A 25,233-nucleotide genomic window follows, 5' to 3' on the forward strand; every position below is an offset into this window, starting at 1 on the left:
TGGCGGGGTGTCGCAGGCGGGATACCGGGTGGTTTTTGTGGTGACCGGGTGGGCCTCTTCGCGAGCAGGCTCGCTCCCACAGTTGGAATGCATTCTTTTGTGGGAGCGAGCCTGCTCGCGAAGGCGTCAGTCCTGCCGCAATGCAATATCGATCAACCGATGCAACTCATCCACCTCCAGCGCCGCCGCCGAAAACAGAATCCGGAACACCACCGGCGCCACCACCAGATTGATCAAGCGATCGACACTCGGCGTTTTCTCATGCGGATAGCGATCGACAATGGTCTGCAACTGCGCACCGATGATCGTCACGCAATAGCCAGGCGTCGCACTCGCCTGCACGTCACGCAGCATGTTGCGCCCGACCTCCGAGCTCATCTCGTCCAGATATTGCTCGGCCCACGCACGGATATCGCCGCGCAGGCTGCCCGTCTCTGCCGGTTCGCTGTCGGGACGCATGCGGGCGAGGGCGACGTCGGCGAGCAATGCCGCCAGATCGCCCCAGCGCCGATAGATCGTCGACGGCGTGACCCCCGCACGGGCGGCAATTTGCGGGACGGTCACGGTGGAACGTTCCTGCTCTTGCAGCAGCGCATTGACGGCCGAATGAATCGACTCTTGCACCCGGGCACTGCGGCCACCGGGGCGTAAACCTTCTTTAATAGCCATGCGGCAGACCTTAACACAAAGAATTTGCTTTAAGCGCAAGGCGGTAGCACACTCCGCAAAAGCAAAAAATTAGCTTTTGCGGAGTATGCCCATGACAAGCCCCTTGAATAGTGTCGCTTCCCACCGGTCCAGCTTGTGGTTTCTGGCGATCACCTTACTCAGTTTTCTCGCCGCTTCCACCGCCCCGACGCCTTTGTATCACTTGTATCAGGATCAGTTGCACTTCTCGGCGGCGATGCTGACGCTGATTTTTTCCGTATACGCCTTGAGTCTGTTGGCGGCGTTGCTGACGGTGGGCTCGCTTTCCGACCATCTCGGACGCAAGCCGGTGATCTTCAGCGCCGTACTGCTCAACTCGCTGGCAATGCTGCTGTTCATTTACGCCGACAGCGTCGCCTGGTTGATCGGCGCGCGGGTGCTGCAGGGTTTCGCTACCGGCATGGCCACCGCCGTTTTGAGCGCAACATTGCTCGACACCGACCGCCAGCAGGGGCCGCTGATCAACAGTGTTGCGCCGTTACTGGGGATGGCGCTGGGCGGTTTGGGTTGTGGCTTGCTGGCAGAATTCGCGCCGGCGCCGTTGCAGTTGACTTACTGGTTACTGTTGGCGCTGTTCGTGTTGCAAGGCGTGTATGTCTGGCGCCTGCCGGAAAGTGTTTCGCGGCAAGGCGGGGCATTGGCCTCGTTGCGGCCGACCCTGCACGTGCCGGTGCAAGCGCGTTCCACGTTGTGGCGCGTGCTGCCGCTGAACACCGCAACCTGGGCGCTCGGAGGTTTCTACGCCTCGCTGGCGCCGTCATTGGTGCGCACCGCGACGGGCTCCACTTCTAATCTGATCGGTGGCGCTACGGTAGCGGCGCTCACCGTAACCGGCGCATTGATGATCTTCATGATGCGCAATCGCCCGGCCGCTCAGGCGCTGCGGCTGGGGGCAAGTCTGCTGCCGGTCGGGCTGATCCTGATTCTGCTCGGAGTACATGGCGCCAGTCTGCCGCTGTTTTTCTTCGGCACACTGGTCGCCGGTTGCGGCTTTGGTTCGGGTTTCCTCGGTGCGGTGCGCAGTCTGGTGCCGCTGGCTTTGCCGCATGAACGAGCCGGGTTAATGTCGGCTTATTACGTGCTCAGTTACTTGGCGTTCTGTTTGCCGGCGCTGCTGGCCGGTTATCTGGCGCGCAACTTTGGACTGCTGGCGACCACCGACGGTTACGGTACTGTCTTGATTGTGCTGGCCGTGGCTGCGCTGCTGCTCAGCCTGCGTCCGCAGGCGGGCAGAGTTTGCAGCGCTTCTTGAACGCGTGTAGGTGTTTATCTATAAAACAGATAACAGTTAGAGATATTACCCGTTATATAGATATTCGATTCGGATCTACCATGGGCTCAACCTCACCAGAGGACAGGAGTTCATGATGATTTGCCCCAACAGCGTCACCCCTGGCTACAAACCTTTCAGTCAGCTTCAACATCCGCGTGAAGTGATTCGCCAATTCACGCCGAACTGGTTCGCTGCAACCATGGGCACCGGTGTGCTGGCATTGGCACTTGCTCAGTTGCCGCTGGCCATTCCCGGATTGCGCGCCGTGGCTGAAGGGCTGTGGTTGTTCAACATTTTGTTATTCACGCTGTTTACTATTGCTTACGCTGCGCGCTGGATTTTGTTCTTTGACGAGGCGCGGCGGATATTCGGTCATTCCACTGTGTCGATGTTTTTCGGCACCATCCCCATGGGCCTGGCGACGATCATTAACGGCTTTATACAGTTCGGCCTGCCGCGCTGGGGCGACGGTGTCATCCACCTCGTTGAAGTGTTGTGGTGGATCGATGTAGCGATGTCGCTGGCCTGCGGTGTGCTGATTCCGTACATGATGTTTACCCGCCAGGAACACAGCATCGATCAGATGACGGCGGTCTGGTTGCTGCCGGTGGTGGCGGCGGAAGTGGCAGCAGCCAGTGGCGGTTTGCTCGCCCCGCATCTGACTGACGCCCATGCGCAACTCATCGTACTGACCACCAGCTATGTGCTTTGGGCCTTTTCCCTGCCGGTGGCGTTCAGCATTCTGACCATTCTGTTGTTGCGCATGGCCTTGCACAAACTGCCCCACGAAAACATGGCCGCGTCGAGCTGGCTGGCCCTCGGTCCGATCGGCACCGGTGCGCTGGGCATGCTGCTGTTGGGCGGTGAGGCGCCAGCGATTTTTGCCGTGAATGGCCTGCCCGGCGTCGGTGAAATCGCTTCGGGCTTGGGGCTGGTGGCAGGGATCACCCTGTGGGGCTTCGGTCTGTGGTGGATGTTTATGGCGCTGTTGATCACTGTGCGTTATCTGCGTGACGGCATCCCCTTCAACCTTGGCTGGTGGGGCTTCACTTTTCCATTGGGCGTTTATTCGCTGGCAACGCTGAAACTGGCGAGCATTCTCGGTCTGACGTTTTTCAGCGTGTTCGGAACCGCGCTGGTGATCCTGCTCGCAACGATGTGGCTGATTGTCGGCAAGCGCACCGTGCAGGGCGCGTGGCGTGGCGAGCTGTTTGTCTCGCCGTGTATTGCAGGTTTGAAGAAATAATCTGCAAAGTTTAGGTAAGGTGTGGCCTGGATCGCGGTGCGGCATTCCAATAACAAGCACCCAGGCCTCTCTACCTAACATCAGGAAACACGGAAGATGAGTCACCCCTCACAGTTCAACCTGTTGCGCACCCGGCGCTTTTTGCCCTTCTTTATTACCCAGTCGCTCGGCGCGTTCAACGACAATGTGTTCAAGCAGTCGTTGATCCTCGCCATCCTCTATCGGCTCACCATCGAGGGCGACCGCTCGATCTGGGTCAACCTTTGCGCGCTGCTGTTTATCCTGCCGTTTTTCCTGTTCTCGGCGCTGGCCGGGCAGTTCGGGGAAAAATTCGCCAAGGACGCGCTGATCCGTCTGATCAAACTCGCGGAAATCGCGATCATGGCCGTAGGATCGATCGGCTTCCTCTTCGATCACCTGTCGCTGATGCTGGTGGCGCTGTTTGCCATGGGCACGCACTCGGCGCTGTTCGGCCCGGTGAAGTATTCGATCCTGCCGCAGGCCTTGCGCGACGATGAACTGGTCGGCGGCAACGGTCTGGTGGAAATGGGCACGTTTCTGGCGATTCTCGCCGGCACCATCGGCGCCGGGATCATGATGTCGACCGAGCACTACGCGCCGGTAGTCTCCGCAGCGATCATCGGCATTGCCGTGCTGGGTTATCTGGCCAGCCGCAGCATTCCGCGCGCGGCGGCCTCGTCGCCGGAGATGCGTCTGAACTGGAACATTTTCAGTCAATCCTGGGCGACCCTGAAACTCGGTCTGGGCCAGACGCCAGCGGTGTCACGCTCGATTATCGGCAACTCGTGGTTCTGGTTCGTCGGGGCGATTTACCTGACGCAGATCCCGGCCTACGCCAAGGAATGGATGCACGGTGACGAAACCGTGGTTACGTTGATTTTGACGGTGTTCTCGGTAGGGATCGCACTGGGTTCGATGCTCTGCGAGAAGCTCTCCGGGCGCAAAGTCGAGATCGGCCTGGTGCCGTTTGGCTCGTTTGGCCTGACCGTGTTCGGCCTGTTGCTGTGGTGGCATTCCGGGGGAATCCCGGACAGCGTCACCGGCCATAGCTGGATTGCCGTGTTGGGCTTCGTTCACACCTGGGCGGTGTTGATCGACATCCTTGGCCTCGGCATTTTCGGTGGCTTCTACATTGTGCCGCTGTACGCGCTGATTCAGTCGCGCACGGCTGAAAACGAGCGGGCGCGGGTGATTGCCGCCAACAACATTCTCAACGCGCTGTTTATGGTGGTGTCGGCGATTGTTTCGATCGTCTTGTTGAGCGTCGCCAAACTGTCGATCCCGCAACTGTTCCTGGTGGTGTCGCTGCTGAACATCGGCGTCAACGCCTATATCTTCAAGATCGTTCCGGAATTCAGCATGCGCTTCATGATCTGGCTGCTCAGCCATTCCATGTACCGCGTCGAACACCGCAACCTTGAAGCGATCCCGGACGAAGGCGCGGCGCTGCTGGTGTGCAACCACGTGTCGTTTGTTGACGCCTTGCTGATCGGCGGGGCCGTGCGTAGGCCAATTCGCTTTGTCATGTACTACAAGATCTACAACCTGCCGGTGTTGAACTTTATCTTCCGCACGGCGGGCGCTATTCCGATTGCCGGACGCCAGGAAGATATCCAGATCTACGAAAAAGCCTTCACTCGCATCGCTCAGTATCTGAAGGACGGCGAACTGGTGTGCATTTTCCCGGAAGGCAAATTGACCGCCGATGGCGAGATCAACGAGTTTCGCGGCGGCGTGACGCGGATTCTCGAGGAGACCCCGGTGCCGGTGATTCCGCTGGCGCTGCAAGGATTGTGGGGGAGTTTCTTCAGTCGCGATCCGAACAAGGGCTTGTTCCATCGCTTGTGGTCGCGGGTGACGCTGGTGGCGGGGCCGGCGATTACCGAAGGGACCGAGCCGGCGAAATTGCAGGTGTTGGTGGGGGAATTGCGCGGATCCGTTAGATAGTCGTTGACTGGACGGCCCTCATCGCTGGCAAGCCAGCTCCCACAGGTTCGATGGTGTACACCCATCTTGTGGGAGCTGGCTTGCCAGCGATGGGGCCGGTGGCCTAAGCGCTGACCTTGAGCCCGATCAACCCGGTAACGATCAACGCCACACTGACCAGCCGAATCAACGCCATCGATTCACCAAACAAAATGATCCCGGCGATCACCGTGCCCACGGCACCAACACCGGTCCAGATCGCATACGCCGTACCCAGCGGCAATTCCTTCATCGCCAGGCCCAGCAAGCCAAGGCTGATGGCCATTGCGGCAACGGTCAGGGCGGTGGGGAGCGGGCGGGTGAAGCCGTCGGTGTATTTCAGTCCGACGGCCCAGCCGACTTCGAACAGGCCGGCGCAAAACAGAATGATCCAGGACATGCACAACCTCCATCGATTGACGGGGTCGTCCCCAGATTAATGACTCGATCGAGCCGCAGGGTCGTCCCCGCGTTGCGCAATATAGTGACGAGCATTAACCCGAGGATCAAGTTTTCAGCTCAGTCGGCAGCGCGTTGCGCGAGGTTGTCGCGGTCTTCCTTTTCGCTCATGCGCCGGAAGTACGTCGACAGCAGCGCCCCGGAAATGTTGTGCCAGACGCTGAACAACGCGCTCGGCACCGCCGCCAGCGGCGAGAAATGAGCACTGGCCAACGCGGCGCCCAATCCCGAGTTCTGCATGCCGACTTCCAGTGCCAGCGACTTGCGCTGAGCCAGCGGCAGACCGAACAGGCGCCCGGTGAAGTAGCCAAGCAGATAGCCGAAGCTGTTGTGCAGCATCACCACGGCCATGATCAGCAGGCCGGACTCGGCGATTTTCGCCTGACTCGCCGCGACCACGGCGGTGACGATAATCACGATGCTGACCACCGACACCAGCGGCAACACATCCACCGCATGCCGCACCTTGTCGCCGAGCAAACGCTGCGCGACCACGCCGAGAACGATCGGCAGCAGCACCACTTGCAGGATTGACCAGAACAGCTCCATGAACGATACCGGCAGCCACGCCGAGGCCAGCAGCCAGATCAGTGCCGGGGTCAATAGTGGGGCGAGTAGGGTGGTGACCGCAGCAATGGCCACGGAAAGCGCCAGATCACCGCGCGCCAGCCAGGTCATCACGTTTGACGAGGTGCCGCTCGGGCAGCAACCGACCAGAATCACCCCGACGGCGATTTCCGGCAGCAGGTGGAAGACCTGGCAGAGTAACCAGGCCACACCGGGCATGATCACGAAATGAGCAATCACGCCCAGCGCCACCCGCCACGGATGGCGGGCAACGGCGGCGAAATCGTCGAGTTTGAGGGTCAGGCCCATGCCGAACATCACCAGACCCAGCAGCGGTACGATCGCGCTTTTCAGACCGATGAACCACGCCGGTTGCAGGAAGGCGATGACGGCGAAGATCAGAACCCAGTAAGCGAAGGTATTGCCGACAAAGCGGCTGAGTGCAGCCAGTGCGCGCATGGCTTGATCCTTGTTATTAGTTACGTCTTAAAACATTGTGGGAGCGAGCCTGCTCGCGAATGCGGTGAGCCAGACACATTAATGTTGACTGGCACACCGCATTCGCGAGCAGGCTCGCTCCCACAGGTTAGATACTCGTCAGAGTCAGATCCCCTGCGGCATCTCTTCGCCACCCAACGCTTCAACCAGCGCCGGCAGGAAATCGCCGAAGGTCAGCATCATCAGCGTGAAGCTGGCATCCAGTTGGCCCAGGGCTTCGTCGCCACCGTCCTGTTCCGCCTGATCCTGCAACAGATCCTCGAACTTCAGGCGCTTGACGGTCATCTTGTCGTCGAGCATGAACGACAGTTTGTCCTGCCAGGCCAGCGACAGCTGAGTGACGACTTTGCCGGTGCTCAGGTGCAGCTGGATTTCCTCGCTGGTCAGGTCCTGGCGCTTGCAGCGGACGATGCCGCCGTCTTCGTGGGTGTCGCGCAGTTCACACTCATCCAGCACATAAAAATCGTCGGCGGCTTTCTGTGTGGTGACCCACTCGGTCATCACCGCAGTCGGTGCCATTTTCACAGTCAATGGGCGCACGGGCAGGGTGCCGATCACTTCGCGCAGGGTCGACAGCAGGTCTTCGGCGCGTTTCGGGCTGGCCGAGTTGACCAGGATCAGGCCCTGTTTCGGCGCGATGGCGGCGAAGGTCGACGAACGACGAATGAACGCGCGCGGCAGGAACGCCTGGATGATTTCATCCTTGATCTGATCGCGCTCCTTCTTATAGACCTTGCGCATCTGCTCGGCTTCGATCTCTTCGACCTTTTCCTTGACGGCGTCACGCACGACGCTGCCCGGCAGAATACGTTCTTCCTTGCGCGCAGAGATCAGCAGGAAATCGCCGCTGACGTGCACCAGCGGCGCATCTTCGCCCTTGCCGAAGGGTGCGACGAAACCGTAAGTGGTCAGCTCCTGGCTTGCACACGGCCGCGCCAGTTTGGTCGCCAGTGCAGTTTCCAGCGCCTCGGCATCGACAGGCAGGTCTTGGGTCAGGCGATAGATCAGCAGGTTCTTGAACCACATGGGGCGAGTCACTCCTTTATACAAAGGGGGCATTATTGTCTTCGCCGGGGCATAGGCCAACCCTTCTCTAAGCCTTTGGAAGGCCACGGAAAATTATTTAAAAAAGTGCTTGCCAGAGGTTGGGGTGCTCCGTAGAATGCGCGCCACACCGAAGCGAAGGGTGATTAGCTCAGCTGGGAGAGCGTCTGCCTTACAAGCAGAATGTCGGCGGTTCGATCCCGTCATCACCCACCATTCGTTTCTAGTGTTTAGCGCAGCGGTAGTTCAGTCGGTTAGAATACCGGCCTGTCACGCCGGGGGTCGCGGGTTCGAGTCCCGTCCGCTGCGCCATATTCGGTAACCTGGACCACTGAACGCCAGGTCACCACGGAAAAACCCGCTGAGGCGGGTTTTTTCTGTCTCAAGGTTGTACCCCGCGGGATGTGTCGTTTCACCGGTTTTCAGATTTTTTTGAAAAAATATTCAATTAAATCAACACGTTACGAAAACTTGTGGCATAATGCGCCCCGTAACGAAGCGAAGGGTGATTAGCTCAGCTGGGAGAGCGTCTGCCTTACAAGCAGAATGTCGGCGGTTCGATCCCGTCATCACCCACCATTCGTTTCAAGCGTTTCGCGCAGCGGTAGTTCAGTCGGTTAGAATACCGGCCTGTCACGCCGGGGGTCGCGGGTTCGAGTCCCGTCCGCTGCGCCATATTCGGTATCTGGAACTGAACGCCAGACACCAACGGAAAGCCCGCCTTGTGCGGGCTTTTTGCTGTCTGCGATTTATAAATCGTCGCGCTACTGCGCCGCATTGCGGGCATGCCGATAATCGCTCACCGCCTCATACACCGTCCTGCGCAAGCGATTGATCCCGCCAATCGGCCGATGCGCCTCGATGCCGAACCACGGATTGAACGACAGGTTGTCGCATTGCACATTTAGCGCCGGCGTATCGAAGTCCTGCGCGGGCAGGGTGATCCGCGCCACGGTTTCAAACGGTGCATCCTGCTCACGCCACTCAATGCTGGTGTCCTCGATCGGCATGTACTTGTTCGCGTCCTGGCGCTGGATCTGCAGGGCGAAGCACGCCGGCACCCGATCCGTCGACAACTGCTGATTCAGTGCGCTGCGCAGGAAATTCGGCAAGTCGTGATTCTGTTTGGGCAGCGTATACGCCGGGCAACGCTCCGGATCCGGCACGACGCGGAACTTGGCATTGGCCTCACCGAATTTGTAAGGCGATACCGAGAAGTAGGTCGTCGCGGTCGGGCTGTCCGGCGGTGCTGACAGGGTTGCCAGCGCAATGAATAGATGACGGACCTGCCAAGTGCGCGGATCCCATGTCGGAAAAAACGCCATGACCTTCTTGCCATCAGCCTGCGCCGCCACATTCTGACGGTACTCGGCGACATCGCTGACAAAGAAATTCGGATGGCTGAACATCGCGAAATCCTGTTCAAGCTGGTCCTGGCGGTTGCCGAGCAGTTGCGTGCCTTGAACCTCAAGCAACTTGATTGCCATCCCGCGCGCGTCGCGAATGCTGTCGAATTGCGGATAGGCATTGCCGTTGGACAACCGGATCAGCGCCTGCCAGGTTTTGCCCGGTTCGCTGAACACACCCTGTCGCAGCGATTGCGCCAGTTCCGGTAACACCTGCACTTGCGCCTTCACGCAGCCATGCGCTTTGGCGTGTGCATCGCGCAGATAGCGCGTGCTTTCGCGGTGCTGGTCGACGATGCGCACTGCGGTTTGAATGATGTCCTGGATCATCGCCGCTTCGCCCGCTGGAATCTGTTCCTGCGCCGACACCGGCCCGCGATGCTGCCAGGCAAACCACGCGGTGGCGATGGCCCAGCCGAGCAGGGTTATGATCAGCAGGATCAGCAGCGTCTTGCCAAGCAAGCGTCCCAGCCAAAGCCAGAAACGCGCGAGTGGCGGCAGTTCCTTTTTGAATGTCGGCATGATCATGGCAACTGCGCCTCCAGTGGTCCGCCCAATACTTTCAGATATTCGAGCAACGCCCAGCGCTCCTGGGGTTGCAAGAGTCGGCCGATCACCCCGTTGCCGCGTGCGCCGGCGCGGAATTCGTGGCCGCTGTTGCGGTTGCCGCTGACGCGCGTGTCGAACAGAAAACCGTTGGTGAACGCCTCGGTGCGATAGCCGAGATGGCGCGGGTCGTATTCGACCGTGCCTTTATAGAAGGTCGTCGCACGCTCGTCCTGCGGTGACAGCAACTGATAGATGCTCGGCACTGAACCGTTGTGCAGAAACGGCGCAGTCGCCCACACGCCCGCCAGCGGCCGGGCTTTGTAAGCGACTTTTTCGCGCACCCCGATCGGCAGGCCGAAACCATCCATGCGCGATTTTTCTTCCGGCGTGATCTTCGCTTCTTGATAGGCACGGTTTTCCACGAACGCGGTGACGTAAGCCAGGCCCTTGGCCACCGACAATTGGCTCAGATCAAGCGGCGCTTTAGGTTCGGGGTGCAGTCTGACGTCCATCTTTTCCAGCTCTTTGACCTCCCATTGCAGGGCGGTGAGGTCGAAACGGTGGCTGGCGATGTTGTTGGCCGCGTTCGGATCGGTGCCGATCACCTCCACGGGAAGCATGTGCAAGTGCTGCACCCAGCGTTCGCCTTCCTGCGAATGGCGCGGGACATGGCAGCCGGCGCAGTTTTCCGCAAACAGCGCGCGGCCGTTGACGGCCAACGGCTTGTTGATCGCACCGAACAGATCTTCCGGCCAGGTTGGCGGCTTGAGTTGTTGCAAGGTTTCTTCGATGGCGTGCAGGTCGCGCACGCGCACGCTTGAGGGATAGCGCTCAGCGCCTTGCAGCGGCTGACCGTTGGCGTCGAAGAAATTCAGCGTGGCACCGACGCCGAGCGCCTCGCCGATATTGCGCGCCATTGGCTGTTGAGCCGAGCCGTTCCACTGCACCCAGTCGAACGTCCACATGTCCCACAGTTGCGGATAATCCACCGGGGCATCGGCTACGCGGTAGTTGGCAGGGGAAATCGCATCGCCGAAGGTGGCGTTGGCAATCCGGCCGAACGCATCGGTGCGCCCCGGGCCTTCCTCGGTCGGATAGAGGCCGCGATGCGTGTCGTTCCAGGCCACTTTGACGAAGGTGTTCAGCGACGTCTTGAGCTCGCTGCGCAATTGTTCGCGGCGCGCTTCGTAATCATCTCCGAGCACCTGACGGGCGAAGCGCTCGAATTTCCATGGGTTGTAGTAAGTCGAGGCGAGACTGGCGACCAGGGCCTGTCCGAAACTGCCACCGCGCAATGTAGGAACGCTGGAAGGCAACACGTGCTGTGCGCTGCCGCCATCGATGCGCACGGCCTGACCTTTGAAGCGCAACTCGCCGGTGTGGCAAGCGGCGCACGTGATGTCCAGATAGTGCTCGGAAGCGTTGACGGGATTCTGGTGCCGGGCAAAACCGACGGGGAGGTTGCCGGGGTTGTTCGCGCTCGCTTTCTGCTGCGGGTCGACCAGGAAGCCGAAGCGGGCGAGATATTCAGGGGAGGCGAAGCGCTGATCGGAGAAGGGCAACTCCAATGCCTGGAACCACTCGTAACGCAGGCCTTTGACCTGCGTGCCCTGCGGCGTGAAGTAGTAAGTCTGGCGTTGCGCTTCGCTCCACTGATCCAGGTAGCGCACCTGCTGGGGTGGGGTGTAGAAGGGCAGTTTCGGGTTGGCGACGTAATAGACGATCACTGCAAGAGCGATTACCGCCAGCACGATCACCACAGCGAGAACGCGGGATAAGAGGCGCAAGTTGAACATCCTTGTCGAATTGTTGCGCTGTTATGCCTGAGCTGTGCGGGCTGGGCAAGTGGCCATTACGCCAGATGTTGAGCCGTGAGCCGATAAGCCTTGTCGTCCACGGATGACAGAAGCTTCATCCAGCCGCTGCCCAAATGCGTTTTAATCCCTGAACTTATCGGAAGATTCCTGCTCTCATGCCGGTAGCCATTGGTCGTGGCGGCCTGATAAGCTCGCGGCTTTACTCGATTGCCCATTCGGCGCATGAACAAGGAAATAGCATGAAACAGCATCGGTTGGCGGCGGCGGTAGCCCTGGTTAGCCTGGTACTCGCGGGTTGTGACTCGCAGACCAGCGTAGAGCTGAAAACCCCGGCGCAAAAAGCTTCCTACGGCATCGGCCTGAACATGGGCAAAAGCCTTGCCCAGGAAGGCATGGATGATCTGGACTCCAAAGCGGTAGCCCAGGGCATCGAAGATGCCGTTGGCAAGAAAGAACAGAAGCTGAAAGATGAAGAACTGGTCGAAGCCTTCGCCTCGCTGCAAAAGCGTGCTGAAGAGCGCATGGCCAAGATGAGCGAAGAGTCGGCAGCCGCCGGCAAGAAATTCCTCGAAGAAAATGGCAAGAAAGCCGGTGTAACCACTACCGCTTCGGGCCTGCAGTACGAAGTAGTGAAGAAAGCCGATGGCCCACAGCCTAAGCCGACCGACGTCGTCACTGTTCACTACACCGGCAAGCTGACCAACGGCACCGTATTCGACAGCTCCGTCGAGCGCGGCAGCCCGATCGATCTGCCAGTCAGTGGCGTGATCCCGGGTTGGGTTGAAGGTCTGCAACTGATGCATGTTGGCGAGAAGTACAAACTGTACATCCCTAGCGATCTGGCTTACGGCGCTCAGTCGCCAAGCCCGGCAATCCCGGCCAACTCGGTTCTGGTTTTCGACCTGGAACTGCTGGCCATCAAGGATCCAGCCAAAGAAGACGCCGCTGCCAAGTAACACGCAACGGCTCGAAAACAACGCCTCGCTTATGCGGGGCGTTGTTGCATCTGCAGGTCAGGGAAGGTAAACAGAGCGAACTGACGCCGTTCAACACAGTCATAGCTTTGAGGCTGCCCGCACTAGACGCCCTGAGCCGCCAAGTCAATGAAATATTGGGCTTTTTTATGTGAGTAAAAAACGCCCGATCTAAGCGCAGCCCTTATGAAACGGGGCTCTCAGCGCTGAAAAGTAGCTCTGTTCACAAGGTTATCCACAATTTGTGTGGATAACATTTCAACGGGAAGAATAGATGAAAGCTCCATGGAATTTCGCTCGATTCCTGCCGTTGGCCGGTCGCCTGCTGGCCCGTGGACGCCTGCCGACCCTATTGTTTGCCGTGGCCAGCAAAGGCGCCGCGCAAGGCAATCGTCTGGGCAAACTCAAGGATGACCTGCGCTTGCTGCAGTCGCTGTGCCTGGCCTACTGGAGTGGCGAGTACGGCGCGATCAGTGCCAAATCGCTGATTTCGGTGGTGGCGGGCCTGATGTATTTCCTCAGCCCGGTGGATGCCATTCCGGATTTCATTCCCATGTTCGGCATGCTCGATGACATCGCGGTCCTCGCCTGGCTGATGAAAACCCTCGATGACGAGCTCAACGCCTTCCGCCTGTGGCGCAAGCGTCAGCAACCCGAGAAGCTGGCGGTGGTTGAACGCCTCCCTGATACCCCTGAACAATTGCAGCTGCAAGGCCCGAAAAAGCCCTGACTGACCAAGACTGCCTACAGATAGATACCACTCGCGACCTTAGCCGCTGTTAGGATTACACTTCTAGGGAAAAGTGCCGACTCGCTAAGTGGTGTTGTCCTACGGGGTAGTCATGGATATTCAGATAATTGCACGCGATGGCGAACCCGAATACGCGGTTCTGCCGTGGGCTCAATATCAGGCTCTACTGAAAGCAGCAGGGATCAACGCAACACCGGCGCCGCAGCCAGCAGCGCCGCTCGCCGCCTCGCCGGAGCCGATTCTTCCGGCTCTGGATCAATTACGCAGTTTGCGCGAAGGGAAGGGCATCGCCATCGAGGCGCTGGCCCGCACGGTAGGCATCAGCCCGTCTTATCTGGCCATGATCGAAAGTGGTGAGCGTCAGCCCGACGCCGCGATTCGCCGCAGCCTGGCCTGGGAACTGACGGTGCCAGGTTGGAGGGATGAATCGTGAGCGTACGCATCAGCCGTCAACATTGGGACGGATTGCTGGGGGAACTGGATCAGGCGCGCCGTCAGCGCCATCTTCTGACTTATCGAGCTCTGCTCGAGCGTTTGCAGCTGCCGACTCCGGCGATGCAGACGCTTACGGCTGCGCTTGAGCATCTGGCCGCACTGGATGCCAAAGCCGAACAGCCGTTGCGCAGTTCGCTGGTCATCAGTCAGGGCGCGAGTCGTTTGCCGCGTACCGGGTTCTTTGAATGTGTCGAGCGTCTGGGGCGCTTTTCCGGGCCGTCGGACGGCGTTGCAGCGGCGTCCTGGCATGCGTCCGAAGTGGTCCGCGTCTTCGAATACGAATACCCTGAATCGGCGGAGGCCTGAGTGTTTCTGCGCCTCAAGGCGCGAGCCGGTTACTGGCTGGCGCGCAGACTGTTTCATTGGTCGTGGTTCGTCCGCCAGCCGCGTGGCTGGCGCTGGCTCGAAGGCCGGTTTGCGCGCATGGCCAACCTCGGCGATGTCGGTGCGCAAAGCTTTTATGGGCACATTCTGACTTTTCGCGGCGTCGGGCTAGGCGCGCATGAAGAAGGCGTGCGTTTACTACGCCTGGCGGCGCTGGCTGGCGACGGCAAAGCGGCGTATCAAGTCGGCGTCATTTGCCTTGCAGGTACCCCGAGCAAGGCGTCGGATCCCGCTGAAGCCGCTCGTTGGTGGAGCATGGCCGCCAGGGCCGGGCATCCGTTGGCCGAGCTGAAGCTGCAACAGCTGAAGGCTGGTGATTCAACGTAGTAATTCCATATATGTCTTCTAAGTAAACGCGGCGTGAGGTTTTCCTCGCGCCGCGTTTACGTTTCTGCCTGCACGTTTTTCGCTTGAAGCTCGATTGCAGATTAGTCCTACATCCTTTGCCTACTCGCCTGACTTCTTTCCTTTCTGATCCCCCGCACAGTTCCCGCGACTAATTTCTTGCGCGAGGGACCGCTCATGCTTCAGCCCGTTTTTCAGCCCACCATGTTTGCTCGCGTGTGTTGATGGAAGCCATCGCGCGCATCGAGCAGGAACTCGACAGCTTTCCGCAAACCCTCAGCCTCTACCGCAAACAGCTCAATCACTGGCTCAGTCGCAGGGCGGACCAGGTCAGCGAGGCAGCAGACCTGCCGTCGCTGGTGGGCATGGAGCGGATCATCCGCTTCGGCGATCGCAGCACGGCGGTCAGCAGCAGCGACGACGTATTTTCCTCCAGTGTCGTTCAATGCCCGCTGGGCGGGCTGATGCAGATCGAGAGCAAGTTCGAATCGGTCTACGACATCCCGCTGGGCAACATCAAAGTCGATGTGGTCGACGTGGCGGGCGGCAAGACCACTCCGGTCACCCTTGATCAGCAGGGCAGGGGTGAATTCAGAGGCGAACCGGGCAAGTTCTACCGCGTGCATGTTCATGGCGCAGTCACCTCCGATCAAATCGCCGAGCTGTTCGAATCCTATGACGGTTTGATCGGCGAACTTGAACGCTGGCTGCGTAGCGAGTGGCGAGGTTTCAAGCCGCAGTGGTCACAGTCGGTGGCAACCGCAGCCAGCAACGGCATGCTCGCCGGCAGTTGGGCGGCCATCGAGGGGGTATGGGACAGCCTCGATCTGCTCTCGGAAATTCTTCAGGATCCCGGCAAGTTTGCCGAGCGTCTGGGCAGTGGCGCGGCTGACCTGATCAAGCTGGCGCAGACCGCGCCGGATCTCATGGAAAAGCTGCAGTTGCTGATCAGTGACGAAGCGGCGATGTGCTTGCTGCTGAGGTCGGCAAGCCTGTGGCTGGACATGCTGCCGCCCAGCGAGATTGCCGGCAAGTCTGCTGAAGTGGCGTCGATGATGATCGTGCAACTGATCATCGATGTACTGATCAGCGTGGTGCTGACGTTTATCGGAGCGGGGGCGGGAATCGCTTACCTGACGCTGCGTCTGGCTGACCGTGCAGCCCAGTTGTTCAACGTCGCCAAGCGTCTGGTCAAGGCGCTGTTCAGCATCGTCAGCACCTTTATTGAATACGTCGACCGCTACAAAGCCGTTGCCGCGCGGGGCATCGCCGCCGGGGTGAAAAAGGGCCGGATGCAATTGCGCTGGGATGCCAAGCGCAACGCCATGTTGAAGAAAGACGAACACCACGACGACGTCCCCGACCAATCGAAAAACCCCAACGGCGACGCCGCCGACTGCGTGCCCAACACCTGTACCAACGGCTGCCCGGTGTCGATGGTCACCGGCGAAGAACTGCTGACCCTGACCGACGCCGTGCTCGACGGCGTGCTGCCGTTCGAGTTCACCCGTTTGTACCGCAGCAGCGCGGTCGAGATCGACATCGGCCTGGGTTTTGGCTGGAGCCATACGCTCGCGCATCGGCTGGCCTTCGATGGCGATGGCGTGATTTGGATCGACCACGAGAACCGCCGCACCCGCTTTCCCTCGCCCAATGTCGCGCGTCCGGCGATTCACAACAGCCTGTCGCGGGCGGCGATCTTTCTCGGCGATGAGCCGGAAGAACTGATTCTGGCGTTGGCCGGCGACAGCGCGCGGTTCTATCACTTTCGCGCCGGCCGGCTGACCGCGATCAGCGATGTCTACGGCAATCGTCTGACCCTGCAACGCGATCGCTCCGACCGCATCCAGCGTCTGGACAACGGCGCCGGCCGCGCGCTGCTATTGCGTTATGACCGCACGCAACTGGTGGCAGTCGACTATCAGGTGTTCGTTCAGGGCGAGTGGATCACCGAGCAAAACCTCGCCACCTACAGCTTCGATGCCCGGCAACGGCTGCTGGTCGCGACCAACGCGGTTGGCGACAGCGAGCGCTACGACTACGACGATCACCACGTCATCCTCCAGCGCCAGTTGACCGGCGGCGCTAGCTTCTTCTGGGAATGGCAGCGCGAGGGCAAAGCGGCGCGCTGCGTGAGGCACTGGGCGTCGTTCTCGCAGATGAACACCCGTTACGTCTGGAACGATGACGACGCCAGCGTGACCGTGCATTACGTCGATGGCACCGAAGAGGTCTACGTCCACGACGAGCGCGCCCGGCTGGTGCGGCAGGTCGCGGCCGATGGTGGTGAACAGCTCAAGGCCTATGACGAGCAAGGTCGGTTGATCGCCGAGCAGGATGCTCTGGGCGCGGTCACCGAATACCGCTACGACGAAGTCGGACGGCTGATCGCGCTGATTCCGCCGGACGATGCGCCAACGTCCTACGAGTACCGCAACGGTTTTCTCTACAAGCGTTGCCGTGGTGATGCGGTGTGGATCTACCGGCGCAACGCTGAAGGCGCCGTCACCGAAGCGGTCGACCCCGACGGCCAGGTCACCCATTACTACTACAACCTGCGCGGGCAGTTGTTGTCGCTGCGCTACCCGGACAGCAGCCGCCATCGCTGGGTGTGGAACGAGCTCGGCCAGCTCATCGAGGAAACCCTGCCCGACGGCGGTGTGCGGCGTTTTTCCTACGATGCGCTGGGACGGCGGATTACCACCCAGGACGAATTTGGTGTCATCAGCCGTCAGCAGTGGGACGCGGCCGGCCGACTGATCCTGACGACGTCTCCTACGGGCAGCACCCGCGCCTACAGCTACGGCGCCTACGGCCAGATCACCGCCGAACGCGATGAACTCGGGCGCATCACCCGCTACGAGTATGACGACGACCTGCACCTGGTCTCGCGGCGGATCAACCCCGACGGCACCCGCGTGCAGTATCGCTATGACCATGCGCGATTGCTGCTGACCGAGATTGAAAACGAGTCTGGGGAAAAGTATCGACTGGATTACACGCCGACCGGATTGATCCGCCAGGAAACCGGGTTTAATGGGCGACGCACCGCGTACGTTTATGACCTGAATGGTCGCCTGCTGGAAAAGACCGAGTTCGGCGAGCAGGGTTTATCGCTGGTCACCCAGTACCAGCGCGATGCGGCTGGAAGGTTGCAGGTCAAGACCCTGCCTGACGGGGTCAAGGTCCGTTATGACTACGACCGCCTCGGCCGGCTGATCGGTGTCGATGACGGCCAGAATCATCCGCTGGCCTTCGAGTACGACCGTCAGGACCGCTTGATCACCGAGCATCAGGGCTGGGGCACTCTGCGCTACGCCTATGACGCCTGCGGTCAGCTCAAACGCCTGCGCCTGCCGGACAACAGCAAGCTCGACTATCACTACGCCAAGGGCGGTGCGCTGAGCGCCATCGACCTCAACGGCACGCCGCTCACGCGCCACGTCTACCAGTCGGGTCGCGAACAGCAACGCCAGCAAGGTCTGCTGCTCAGCGAATATTCCTACGACGATCAGGGCCGCTTGCTTGCCCACGCTGTAGGTCATCGCCACGCCTCGCTGTACCGCCGCGATTATGCCTACAGCGCCAACGGCAATCTCGAGCACATCGCCGACAGCCGCCACGGCCAGCGCACCTACGGCTACGACGCCCTCGACCGGTTGATCCGCGTACGCCACTCGCGCGACGAACTGCCCGAATCCTTCGCCCACGACGCGGCCGGCAACCTGCTGATGCAGGACCGCCCCGGCCCTGCGCAGATCAAGGGCAATCGCCTGCTGATGCAGGGTGACCGTCATTACGACTACGACGCCTTTGGCAACCTGATCCGCGAACGCCGTGGCCACGGCCAGACCCTGGTCACCGAATACCGCTACGACTGCCAGCACCGCCTGATCGGCCTGACCCGCCCGGACGGCCAGACCGCCACTTATCACTACGACGCCTTCGGCCGCCGTATCCGCAAAACCGTCGACGGCGCCGTCACCGAATTTTTCTGGCAAGGCGAACACCTCGTCGCCGAAAGCAGCGCCACGCAATACCGCAGCTTCCTCTACGAACCCGGCACCTTCCGCCCACTCGCGATGCTGGATGGCAAAGGCCCGAAAAAGGCCTGCCCGTTCTACTACCAGCTCGACCACCTCGGCACCCCGCAGGAACTCACCGACTACAGCGGCGAAATCGTCTGGTCCGCGCAATACGACGCCTACGGCAAAGTCGCCGCTGTGACCCTGGCCGGCGAAGACTATCTGGACCAACCGCTGCGCTTTCAGGGGCAGTACTTCGACATTGAAAGCGGCCTGCACTACAACCGCCATCGTTATTACGACCCGAGATTGGGGCGGTATCTGACCCCGGACCCGGTGAAGCTCGCGGGTGGGTTGAACCAGTACCAGTACGTGCCGAATCCGACGGGGTGGGTGGATCCGTTGGGGTTGAGTTGCATTTGTCCACCGTCAGCGCCGCGACGTCCGATGCGATACGAGGCTGGTCGCGTGGTCGTCGAAGAGGAGCGCCCCCGCTGCCAAAGATGACGGCGCAGGAGCGACGGGCGAGGATTGATGAAGTGGCTGAGGAGAATGCAAAGCGGCGTGTGAGTGAGTATGAAGAACTTTATGACATGCACACTGTGAAAAAACATAGTTCGGAAATTCCCGATCGGGCACTAAAACAGCGAGCTATCAACGGCGCTGATCCTCACACAGGTGTCGTTCCGAGGCCTCCCAGAGGAAATCCAAGTTCACAATTTCACAACTGGCGAATGCATTTGGGGGCATTAAACAAGGCGATGACAAGGAATAAAAATGGCTTGATCATGCATACGGGTGACGATCAGCATGATACTCCGATAGTTAGGTTGGAATTGCCTGGAGCAGGGCGAGGGTACAAACCGAATAGGCGGGATTCGCAAAATCCGGTTTTGAATGATGATATGAACTGGTTTGAAGTTAAGTTTGATAAGACAAATACGCAAGAACCATTTACGGGCTTTCCTTCGGAGAAAAAATAATGTTGAAACATCCGTATTTAGATAGGCCTTTCAATCCAAGATTTAGCTGGTTTATTGGCGTTTTTGATGTTTATGATCAAGAAGAGACCCGAGGTCTAGAACTCGGCGTATATAATCCGAATATACCTACTGACAGGGAAAATCTTATACGGAGGTATTGTCTGAAACTGCCTTATCTTTCGTATAGGCATAAGCTGGTTCTATTTGAAGCCCTAGAGTCAGCGTTAGATGATTCAACCTACGATTTCCGTAGCTTATTTGATATTGATGAGTGCGAAACTTCCAGTTGGCCTAGGGGGAGTGGTATTCGTTAAATAGTCCGCGTAGCTTTTTTGAAGAAGTTTATCGCTTGGCGAAAGAGGTCTGGAGGGAAGACCTTGAGAAGGCTGCTGGTGAGGATAGATCTACATGGTGAGGACGATATCTCAATAAAATGATCATTATTTTCTCTGCTAGTTGAAATGATATTAAAGCCAGCAATTAGTTGCGTCGGCTTGCCTTCGTTGCAGCCCTGCTCCCACAGGGATCTTGTCGAAATTCAGCGTTGTCCAATTAGATGCGGCAAATGGAGGTCGGGCGCGATGAGGCTATCAATCAAATAAACACTAAACCCCACAACCCCCTTCGCATGATGCTTAGCCTGCGAAGCCATCTCCGCAAGCTGGCTGGCATCAAGCGCTGCGCAAGCCTCAGGTCGCAGATGCACTACCCCAATCGATAACGACAACAACGCAAACTCCTGCCGCACACCCTGTCGGTTTGGTGCTACAAAACAACCGGCTTCCAGATGCTCGGGTCGATAGAAGCGGCGGCATTGGTTTTGGAAGTCGTCGAGCAGTTGATTTAGGCGTTTGCGCCAGTCTTCGGGGCCGAGGACGAGGAGGAAGTCGTCGCCGCCGATGTGGCCGACGAAGTCGCGGGTCGGGTCGATGCGTTCGTTGAGGCATTGGGCGAGGCAGAGCAGGACTTCGTCGCCACGGCCGTAGCCGTAGATGTCGTTGAAGGGTTTGAAGCTGTCGATGTCGACGTAGCAGATGATTGACTCGCGGGCCTGTTGCAGCAGGCGGGTGAGGCATTGCTGGATCGGTACGTTGCCCGGGAGTAGGGTGAGGGGATTTGCGTAGCGTGCCTGCTGGATTTTCAGTTCGGTGATCAGTTTCAGCACGTCGATGACCCGGCCGAGGCCAAGGTATCCGCCGTTGAGGGTGATGATGAAATCTTCTTCGATGCGCTGGCGGGCGCGGCTGGTGATCAGGCGGCTGACTTGCTGCAGTGACTGGCTGATTTCCACGGCGAGGAAGTCATCGTTCATCAGGCGGCTGATCGGTTTGCGCGCGAATAGATCGGTGGCAAACGGTTTGAGCAGTGCGTCCGACAGCGAGTGGCGATGGACGATGCCGCAGGGCTGGCCTTGTTCGTCGAGCACCGCCAGCGAATTAAGGTTGGCCTGGCGCCGGAACGCTTCCAGCACGGTGGCGGTAGGTGTTTCACGGTGCACGGCGGGTTGGTCGTTGAGCAGTGCGCTGAGGTCACTGCCTTCGTCGTTCAGCGCGACGGCGCTGCTGTCGTGTTTGGGCATCATCGCGCGAGCGTCGCGGGATGGATGTTCCTGAGGGCGGCCGAGCAGGTAACCCTGGACCAGATCGACGCCCATTTCAGTCAGTACCGCGAGTTCTTCCGGTAGCTCGATGCCCTCGGCAATGACTTGCGCGCGCGAGGCTTTGGCGATTTGCAGAATCGAGCCGACAAACTCTCGTTTCAACGCATCCTGATGAATGCCATCGATGAAGTGCCGATCGATCTTTACGTAATCCGGACGCAATTCCGACCACAGGCGCAGGCTCGAATACCCCGCGCCCAGATCGTCGAGCGCAATGGAAAAGCCCATCGCGCGGTAGTGATGCAGGGCGGTTTGCAGCAACTGGAAATCATCGATCGGCGTCTGCTCGGTCAGTTCGATAACCACCTGACTGGGCGGAATGCCAAAGTCCTGCAGGAGCTGCAAGGTTCGTCCCGGTTGGTGCGCCGCCTCGAGCAGGGATTCTGGCGAGACGTTGAGAAACAGTTTGCCCGGCAATTGCTGCTCGTTGAAACGCCGGCAGGCAGATTGTCGGCAGGCGATCTCCAACTCGCTCAGGCGGCCAGCCTGACGTGCCACGGCGAACAGGGCAATCGGCGAGTGAAGAGGGCTGTTGGACGGGCCACGGGTCAGGGCTTCGTAACCGAGAATACGGCGTTCGGAGAGGCAGATGATCGGCTGGAACAGGCTGTGTAAACCGCTTTGAGTCAGGATCGAGCTCAAGGCGCTCAGCTGTTCGGTCGTGGTCATGGCAGTCTCTGGCGATAAAAAAAGGACCGGGAGCGTTTGCTCCCGGCCCTTTATTGCACGACAGAATGATGACTGTTTGATGACGATCCGCCGATCATCAGCACTAAATTGCCATCACTTACTTCTTGGCCACCTGATTGCTCAGTTTCAGGTAATCCAGCAGCACGCGCCCGGTTTCGCTCAGGTAGGCATCGTCTTCCGGTTTGACCTTGTCCGGCTCGGCAGCGGCCAGTGCGTCTTCGTCTTCTTTCTTCAGCTCTTTGAGCGGTTCTTCGCCTTTGGCCTTGCGACGGATGTTCTCCATCGCCAGCTGCTTGGCGTCGATGTCGGCGTGCTGGGCACGACGATCGGCTTCGTTGAGGCTGACGGTTTTTTCTTCCATCAGTTTCTGCGCCAGGGCCAGCTTGTCGCGGATGAACACGAACTCGGCATCCTTGTTGGTGCGCGCGTCATGTTCGGACTTCAACTGGGCGAGGAACGGCTTGAACGGATCGGCCGCCGGCTTGATCGCCGCGCGAATGGTGTCCCACGGCATGGCTTCCGGCAGGGCGCTTTCACCGATTTCCTTGGTGTCGATCAGCGACGGGTAGTCGATGTCCGGCAGCACGCCCTGATGCTGGGTGCTCTGCCCGGAGACACGGTAGAACTTGGCCAGGGTCAGTTTCAGTTCGCCATGGTTCAGCGGCTGAATGGTTTGCACGGTGCCCTTGCCAAAGGTCTGGCCACCGATGATCAGCGCACGGTGATAGTCCTGCATGGCGCCGGCGAAGATTTCCGAAGCCGATGCGGACAGGCGGTTGACCAGCAGCGCCATCGGGCCTTTGTAGAACGCGCCCGGGTTTTCGTCCTCGAGGACGTCGACACGGCCATCTGCATTACGCACCAGCACGGTCGGACCTTTGTCGATAAACAGGCTGGTCAGTTCGGTGGCTTCCTGCAGGGAGCCGCCGCCGTTGTTGCGCAGGTCGATGACCACGCCGTCGACTTTGTCCTTCTGCAGCTCGGTCAGCAGCTTCTTGACGTCGCGGGTGGTGCTCTTGTAATCCGGGTCACCGGCACGGAAGGCCTTGAAGTCGAGGTAGAAGGCCGGGATCTCGATTACGCCGAGTTTGTAGTCCTTGCCGTCCTGTTTCAGGCTGAGAATCGACTTCTTCACGGCCTGGTCTTCGAGCTTCACCGCTTCACGGGTGATCGGCACGATCTTGGTGGTCTGGTCGTTCGGCGCATTGCTCGCCGGGATCACTTCCAGGCGCACCACGGTGCCTTTCGGACCGCGAATCAGTTTGACCACTTCGTCCAGACGCCAGCCGACCACGTCGACCATTTCCTTGTTGCCTTGGGCAACGCCGATGATCTTGTCGGCCGGAGCGACCTGCTTGGTCTTGTCCGCCGGGCCTGCCGGCACCAGACGCACGACTTTCACTTGATCGTTGTCGCTCTGCAACACGGCGCCGATACCTTCGAGGGACAGGCTCATGTTGATGTCGAAGTTTTCCGCGTTATCTGGCGACAGATAATTGGTGTGCGGGTCGTAGGACATGGCAAAGGTGTTGATGTACGCCTGGAAGATATCCTCGGCACGGGTCTGGTCCAGACGTGCCAACTGATTCTTGTAGCGCTTGGTCAGTGTTTCCTGGATCTGCTTCGGCTCTTTGCCGGCGATCTTCTGGCGCAGCACTTCGTCCTTGACGCGTTTGCGCCACAGGTCGTCGAGTTCTGCGGTGGACTTGAGCCAAGGCGCGTCCTTGCGGTCGATCAGCAAGGTCTCCTTGGTGTTGAAGTCCATCTTGTCCACGCCTCTGTTCAGCTCGGCGAGGGCGAAGTCCAGACGCGCTTTGACGCGGTCCAGATAGCGCTTGTAGATGGTGAACCCGGCGTTGAGGTCGCCGCTCTTGAGGAAGTCGTCGAACTGCGTCTTCCACTTGTCGAATTCGGCGATGTCGCTGGCCATGAAATAGCTGCGCGACGGGTCGAGCAGCTTGATGTAGCTGTCGTAGATGATCACCGAGCGCGCATCGTCGAGCGGCGGCTTGCTGTAGTGGTGACGCTTGAGCAACTCGACGACGTTCAGACTGGCGATGACTTCATCGCGATCAGGCTGCAACTTGTCCCAGCTGTTGGCTGCGAATGTGGTGCCCGACACCGGCAACAGACCGATACCGATGAAAAGAGCGAGGGCGGTGCTGGGGAGCAGATGCTTCATGCTGATTCGACGCGGGGACAATTGATAACGCATATTAGGCCGTCTTTGAAGTCGCCGGTTCTTTGAGAGCCGGTCGCATAATGCAAAAAGCCCGGCGCTACAGCTTCGGGCTCAGTCCAGACTCACTATGGAGGCAGTGTGAAGGCATTGCAAGGCGTTGAAGGTCAAGTGGCATGGCTTGAAGAGCCGAGTCCTACATGTGATGTAGGACAAGTACGCATCCGTGTAGCGGCCGCGGGCCTCAATCGCGCCGATTTATTACAGAAGGCAGGGCTTTATCCGCCGCCGCCAGGCGCCAGCCCAGTGCTCGGTCTTGAGTGTTCCGGCGTGATCAGCGAGGTCGGCGCGGGCTCGTCCTGGCAAGTCGGCGATCGGGTTTGCGCCCTGCTGGCCGGGGGCGGCATGGCTGAAGAGGTGGTCGTCGACGGACGGCACGTGCTGCCGGTGCCGGAGGGCGTTTCGCTGATCGAGGCGGCGGCATTGCCCGAGGTGTACGCCACCGTCTGGCTGAATGTGTTTCAACTTGCAGCGCTGAAACCCGGTGAGAAAATTCTCCTGCACGCCGGCGCAAGTGGCATCGGTTCAGCCGCCATTCAGCTGTGTAAAGCCTTCGGTAACCCGTGCTGGGTCAGCGTCGGTTCCGCCGAGCGCCTGGCTTACTGCGAAGCGCTGGGTGCGCAGGGCGGCGTGGTGCGTACCGATGATCTGGAGAGCCTGCGCGACTTCGGGCCGTTCGATGTGATCCTCGATCCGGTGGGTGGCGATTATTCGGCGCTCAATCTCAGGCTGATGGCGCTGGACGGCCGTTGGGTGTTGATCGGTTTGATGGGCGGGCGCGAGGCGAAGCTGGATCTGGCGCAGGTGCTCGGCAAGCGCGTGCAATTGCTCGGTTCGACTTTGCGCAGCCGCAGTGATCAGTTCAAAGCGGATCTGCTGAGTGACTTGGGCCAGCATGTGTGGCCACTGTTTGCCGAGGGCCGCTTGCGTCCGCAACTGGCCAAAGCGTTTGCAGTGAAGGATGCTGAAGCGGCATTTGCCGAACTGGCGAGCAATACGGTGGCGGGCAAGTTGGTGTTGGTGATCAACGACAGTCTTAGCTGACACAACAGGTTCCTGCAGGAGTGAGCATGCTCGCGATGGCGGCGTGTCAGCCAGCATCAATGTTGACTGGAACGCCGCCATCGCGAGCAG

17 protein-coding genes, 4 tRNA genes and 1 pseudogene are annotated in these 25,233 nt (G+C 59.5%); 14 read left to right on the plus strand and 8 right to left on the minus strand.

The features are described 5' to 3' along the window. Positions 1–126: 126 nt before the first annotated feature. On the minus strand, positions 127–669 hold the full coding sequence (locus ACZZZ4_RS17105; RefSeq protein ID WP_310407129.1) for a TetR/AcrR family transcriptional regulator: 543 nt from the start codon (positions 667–669) through the stop codon (positions 127–129). Positions 670–772: 103 nt separating this feature from the next. Between ACZZZ4_RS17105 and ACZZZ4_RS17110 the strand changes: the two genes are divergently transcribed. From ACZZZ4_RS17110 to ACZZZ4_RS17120, 3 genes are all read left to right on the plus strand, one after another. Continuing rightward, a complete protein-coding gene (locus tag ACZZZ4_RS17110) occupies positions 773–1,960 on the plus strand; it encodes an MFS transporter (protein WP_463549284.1) in 1,188 nt (395 codons plus the stop codon). Positions 1,961–2,075: 115 nt separating this feature from the next. Beyond that, entirely contained in the window at positions 2,076–3,227 is a 1,152-nt protein-coding gene (locus ACZZZ4_RS17115) for a TDT family transporter (RefSeq protein WP_463548284.1), read from the plus strand. Positions 3,228–3,323: 96 nt separating this feature from the next. Further along, positions 3,324–5,195: an MFS transporter gene (locus ACZZZ4_RS17120; protein WP_463548285.1), complete on the plus strand. Its 1,872-nt coding sequence runs from the start codon at positions 3,324–3,326 to the stop codon at positions 5,193–5,195. 103 nt (positions 5,196–5,298) lie between these two features. Here the strand turns inward: ACZZZ4_RS17120 and sugE are convergent, their stop codons facing one another. The 3 genes from sugE to rdgC form a co-directional block, all read right to left on the minus strand. Beyond that, entirely contained in the window at positions 5,299–5,613 is a 315-nt protein-coding gene (gene sugE, locus ACZZZ4_RS17125) for a quaternary ammonium compound efflux SMR transporter SugE (protein WP_024012188.1), read from the minus strand. 119 nt (positions 5,614–5,732) lie between these two features. Continuing rightward, positions 5,733–6,698 carry a bile acid:sodium symporter family protein gene (locus ACZZZ4_RS17130; RefSeq protein WP_463548286.1) on the minus strand — a complete coding sequence of 322 codons (966 nt, stop codon included), beginning with the start codon at positions 6,696–6,698 and terminating at the stop codon, positions 5,733–5,735. A 144-nt stretch (positions 6,699–6,842) separates the two neighbouring features. Beyond that, a complete protein-coding gene (rdgC, locus tag ACZZZ4_RS17135; RefSeq protein WP_024012190.1) occupies positions 6,843–7,763 on the minus strand; it encodes a recombination-associated protein RdgC in 921 nt (306 codons plus the stop codon). 158 nt (positions 7,764–7,921) lie between these two features. Here rdgC and ACZZZ4_RS17140 point away from each other — a divergent pair. The 4 genes from ACZZZ4_RS17140 (at position 7,922) to ACZZZ4_RS17155 (ending at position 8,456) form a co-directional block, all read left to right on the plus strand. After that, positions 7,922–7,997 (plus strand) — tRNA-Val (locus ACZZZ4_RS17140). A gap of 19 nt (positions 7,998–8,016) precedes the next feature. Next, a tRNA-Asp gene (locus tag ACZZZ4_RS17145) sits at positions 8,017–8,093 on the plus strand. 191 nt (positions 8,094–8,284) lie between these two features. Further along, positions 8,285–8,360 (plus strand) — tRNA-Val (locus ACZZZ4_RS17150). A gap of 19 nt (positions 8,361–8,379) precedes the next feature. After that, positions 8,380–8,456, plus strand: a tRNA-Asp gene (locus ACZZZ4_RS17155). Between the two features lie 89 nt (positions 8,457–8,545). Here ACZZZ4_RS17155 and ACZZZ4_RS17160 read toward each other — a convergent pair. Together ACZZZ4_RS17160 and ACZZZ4_RS17165 are read right to left on the minus strand one after the other, a co-directional pair. Beyond that, positions 8,546–9,715 (minus strand): catalase family protein, encoded by a 1,170-nt coding sequence (locus ACZZZ4_RS17160; RefSeq protein ID WP_463548287.1) that lies wholly within the window; start codon positions 9,713–9,715, stop codon positions 8,546–8,548. Further along, positions 9,712–11,523, minus strand: coding sequence for a di-heme-cytochrome C peroxidase (locus ACZZZ4_RS17165; RefSeq protein WP_463548288.1), 1,812 nt, complete (start codon positions 11,521–11,523; stop codon positions 9,712–9,714). Before ACZZZ4_RS17165 ends, ACZZZ4_RS17160 begins: the two co-directional genes overlap by 4 nt. 269 nt (positions 11,524–11,792) lie before the next feature. On the opposite strand from ACZZZ4_RS17165, the gene ACZZZ4_RS17170 reads away from it, so the two are divergent. From ACZZZ4_RS17170 to ACZZZ4_RS17195, 6 genes and pseudogenes are all read left to right on the plus strand, one after another. Next, positions 11,793–12,509: an FKBP-type peptidyl-prolyl cis-trans isomerase gene (locus tag ACZZZ4_RS17170; protein WP_016773732.1), complete on the plus strand. Its 717-nt coding sequence runs from the start codon at positions 11,793–11,795 to the stop codon at positions 12,507–12,509. Positions 12,510–12,801: 292 nt separating this feature from the next. Then, on the plus strand, positions 12,802–13,257 hold the full coding sequence (locus ACZZZ4_RS17175) for a YkvA family protein (protein ID WP_463548289.1): 456 nt from the start codon (positions 12,802–12,804) through the stop codon (positions 13,255–13,257). Positions 13,258–13,369: 112 nt separating this feature from the next. Beyond that, on the plus strand, positions 13,370–13,711 hold the full coding sequence (locus tag ACZZZ4_RS17180) for a helix-turn-helix domain-containing protein (RefSeq protein ID WP_415763269.1): 342 nt from the start codon (positions 13,370–13,372) through the stop codon (positions 13,709–13,711). Then, positions 13,708–14,079, plus strand: coding sequence for a hypothetical protein (locus tag ACZZZ4_RS17185; protein ID WP_003223109.1), 372 nt, complete (start codon positions 13,708–13,710; stop codon positions 14,077–14,079). The genes ACZZZ4_RS17180 and ACZZZ4_RS17185 overlap by 4 nt, the downstream gene beginning before the upstream one ends. Next, positions 14,080–14,484, plus strand: a complete 405-nt coding sequence (locus ACZZZ4_RS17190; protein ID WP_039764018.1) for an SEL1-like repeat protein — start codon at positions 14,080–14,082, stop codon at positions 14,482–14,484. A 242-nt stretch (positions 14,485–14,726) separates the two neighbouring features. Further along, positions 14,727–19,510 (plus strand): annotated as a pseudogene (locus ACZZZ4_RS17195) (RHS repeat-associated core domain-containing protein). A 538-nt stretch (positions 19,511–20,048) separates the two neighbouring features. Here ACZZZ4_RS17195 and ACZZZ4_RS17200 read toward each other — a convergent pair. Beyond that, a complete protein-coding gene (locus tag ACZZZ4_RS17200) occupies positions 20,049–21,839 on the minus strand; it encodes a bifunctional diguanylate cyclase/phosphodiesterase (RefSeq protein ID WP_463548290.1) in 1,791 nt (596 codons plus the stop codon). A gap of 118 nt (positions 21,840–21,957) precedes the next feature. After that, positions 21,958–24,042 carry a carboxy terminal-processing peptidase gene (locus tag ACZZZ4_RS17205; RefSeq protein WP_463548291.1) on the minus strand — a complete coding sequence of 695 codons (2,085 nt, stop codon included), beginning with the start codon at positions 24,040–24,042 and terminating at the stop codon, positions 21,958–21,960. 138 nt (positions 24,043–24,180) lie between these two features. On the opposite strand from ACZZZ4_RS17205, the gene ACZZZ4_RS17210 reads away from it, so the two are divergent. After that, positions 24,181–25,143, plus strand: a complete 963-nt coding sequence (locus tag ACZZZ4_RS17210) for a zinc-binding dehydrogenase (RefSeq protein ID WP_463548292.1) — start codon at positions 24,181–24,183, stop codon at positions 25,141–25,143. The last annotated feature ends 90 nt before the right edge of the window (positions 25,144–25,233 follow it).

This window comes from Pseudomonas sp. AC252 (assembly GCF_979258105.1).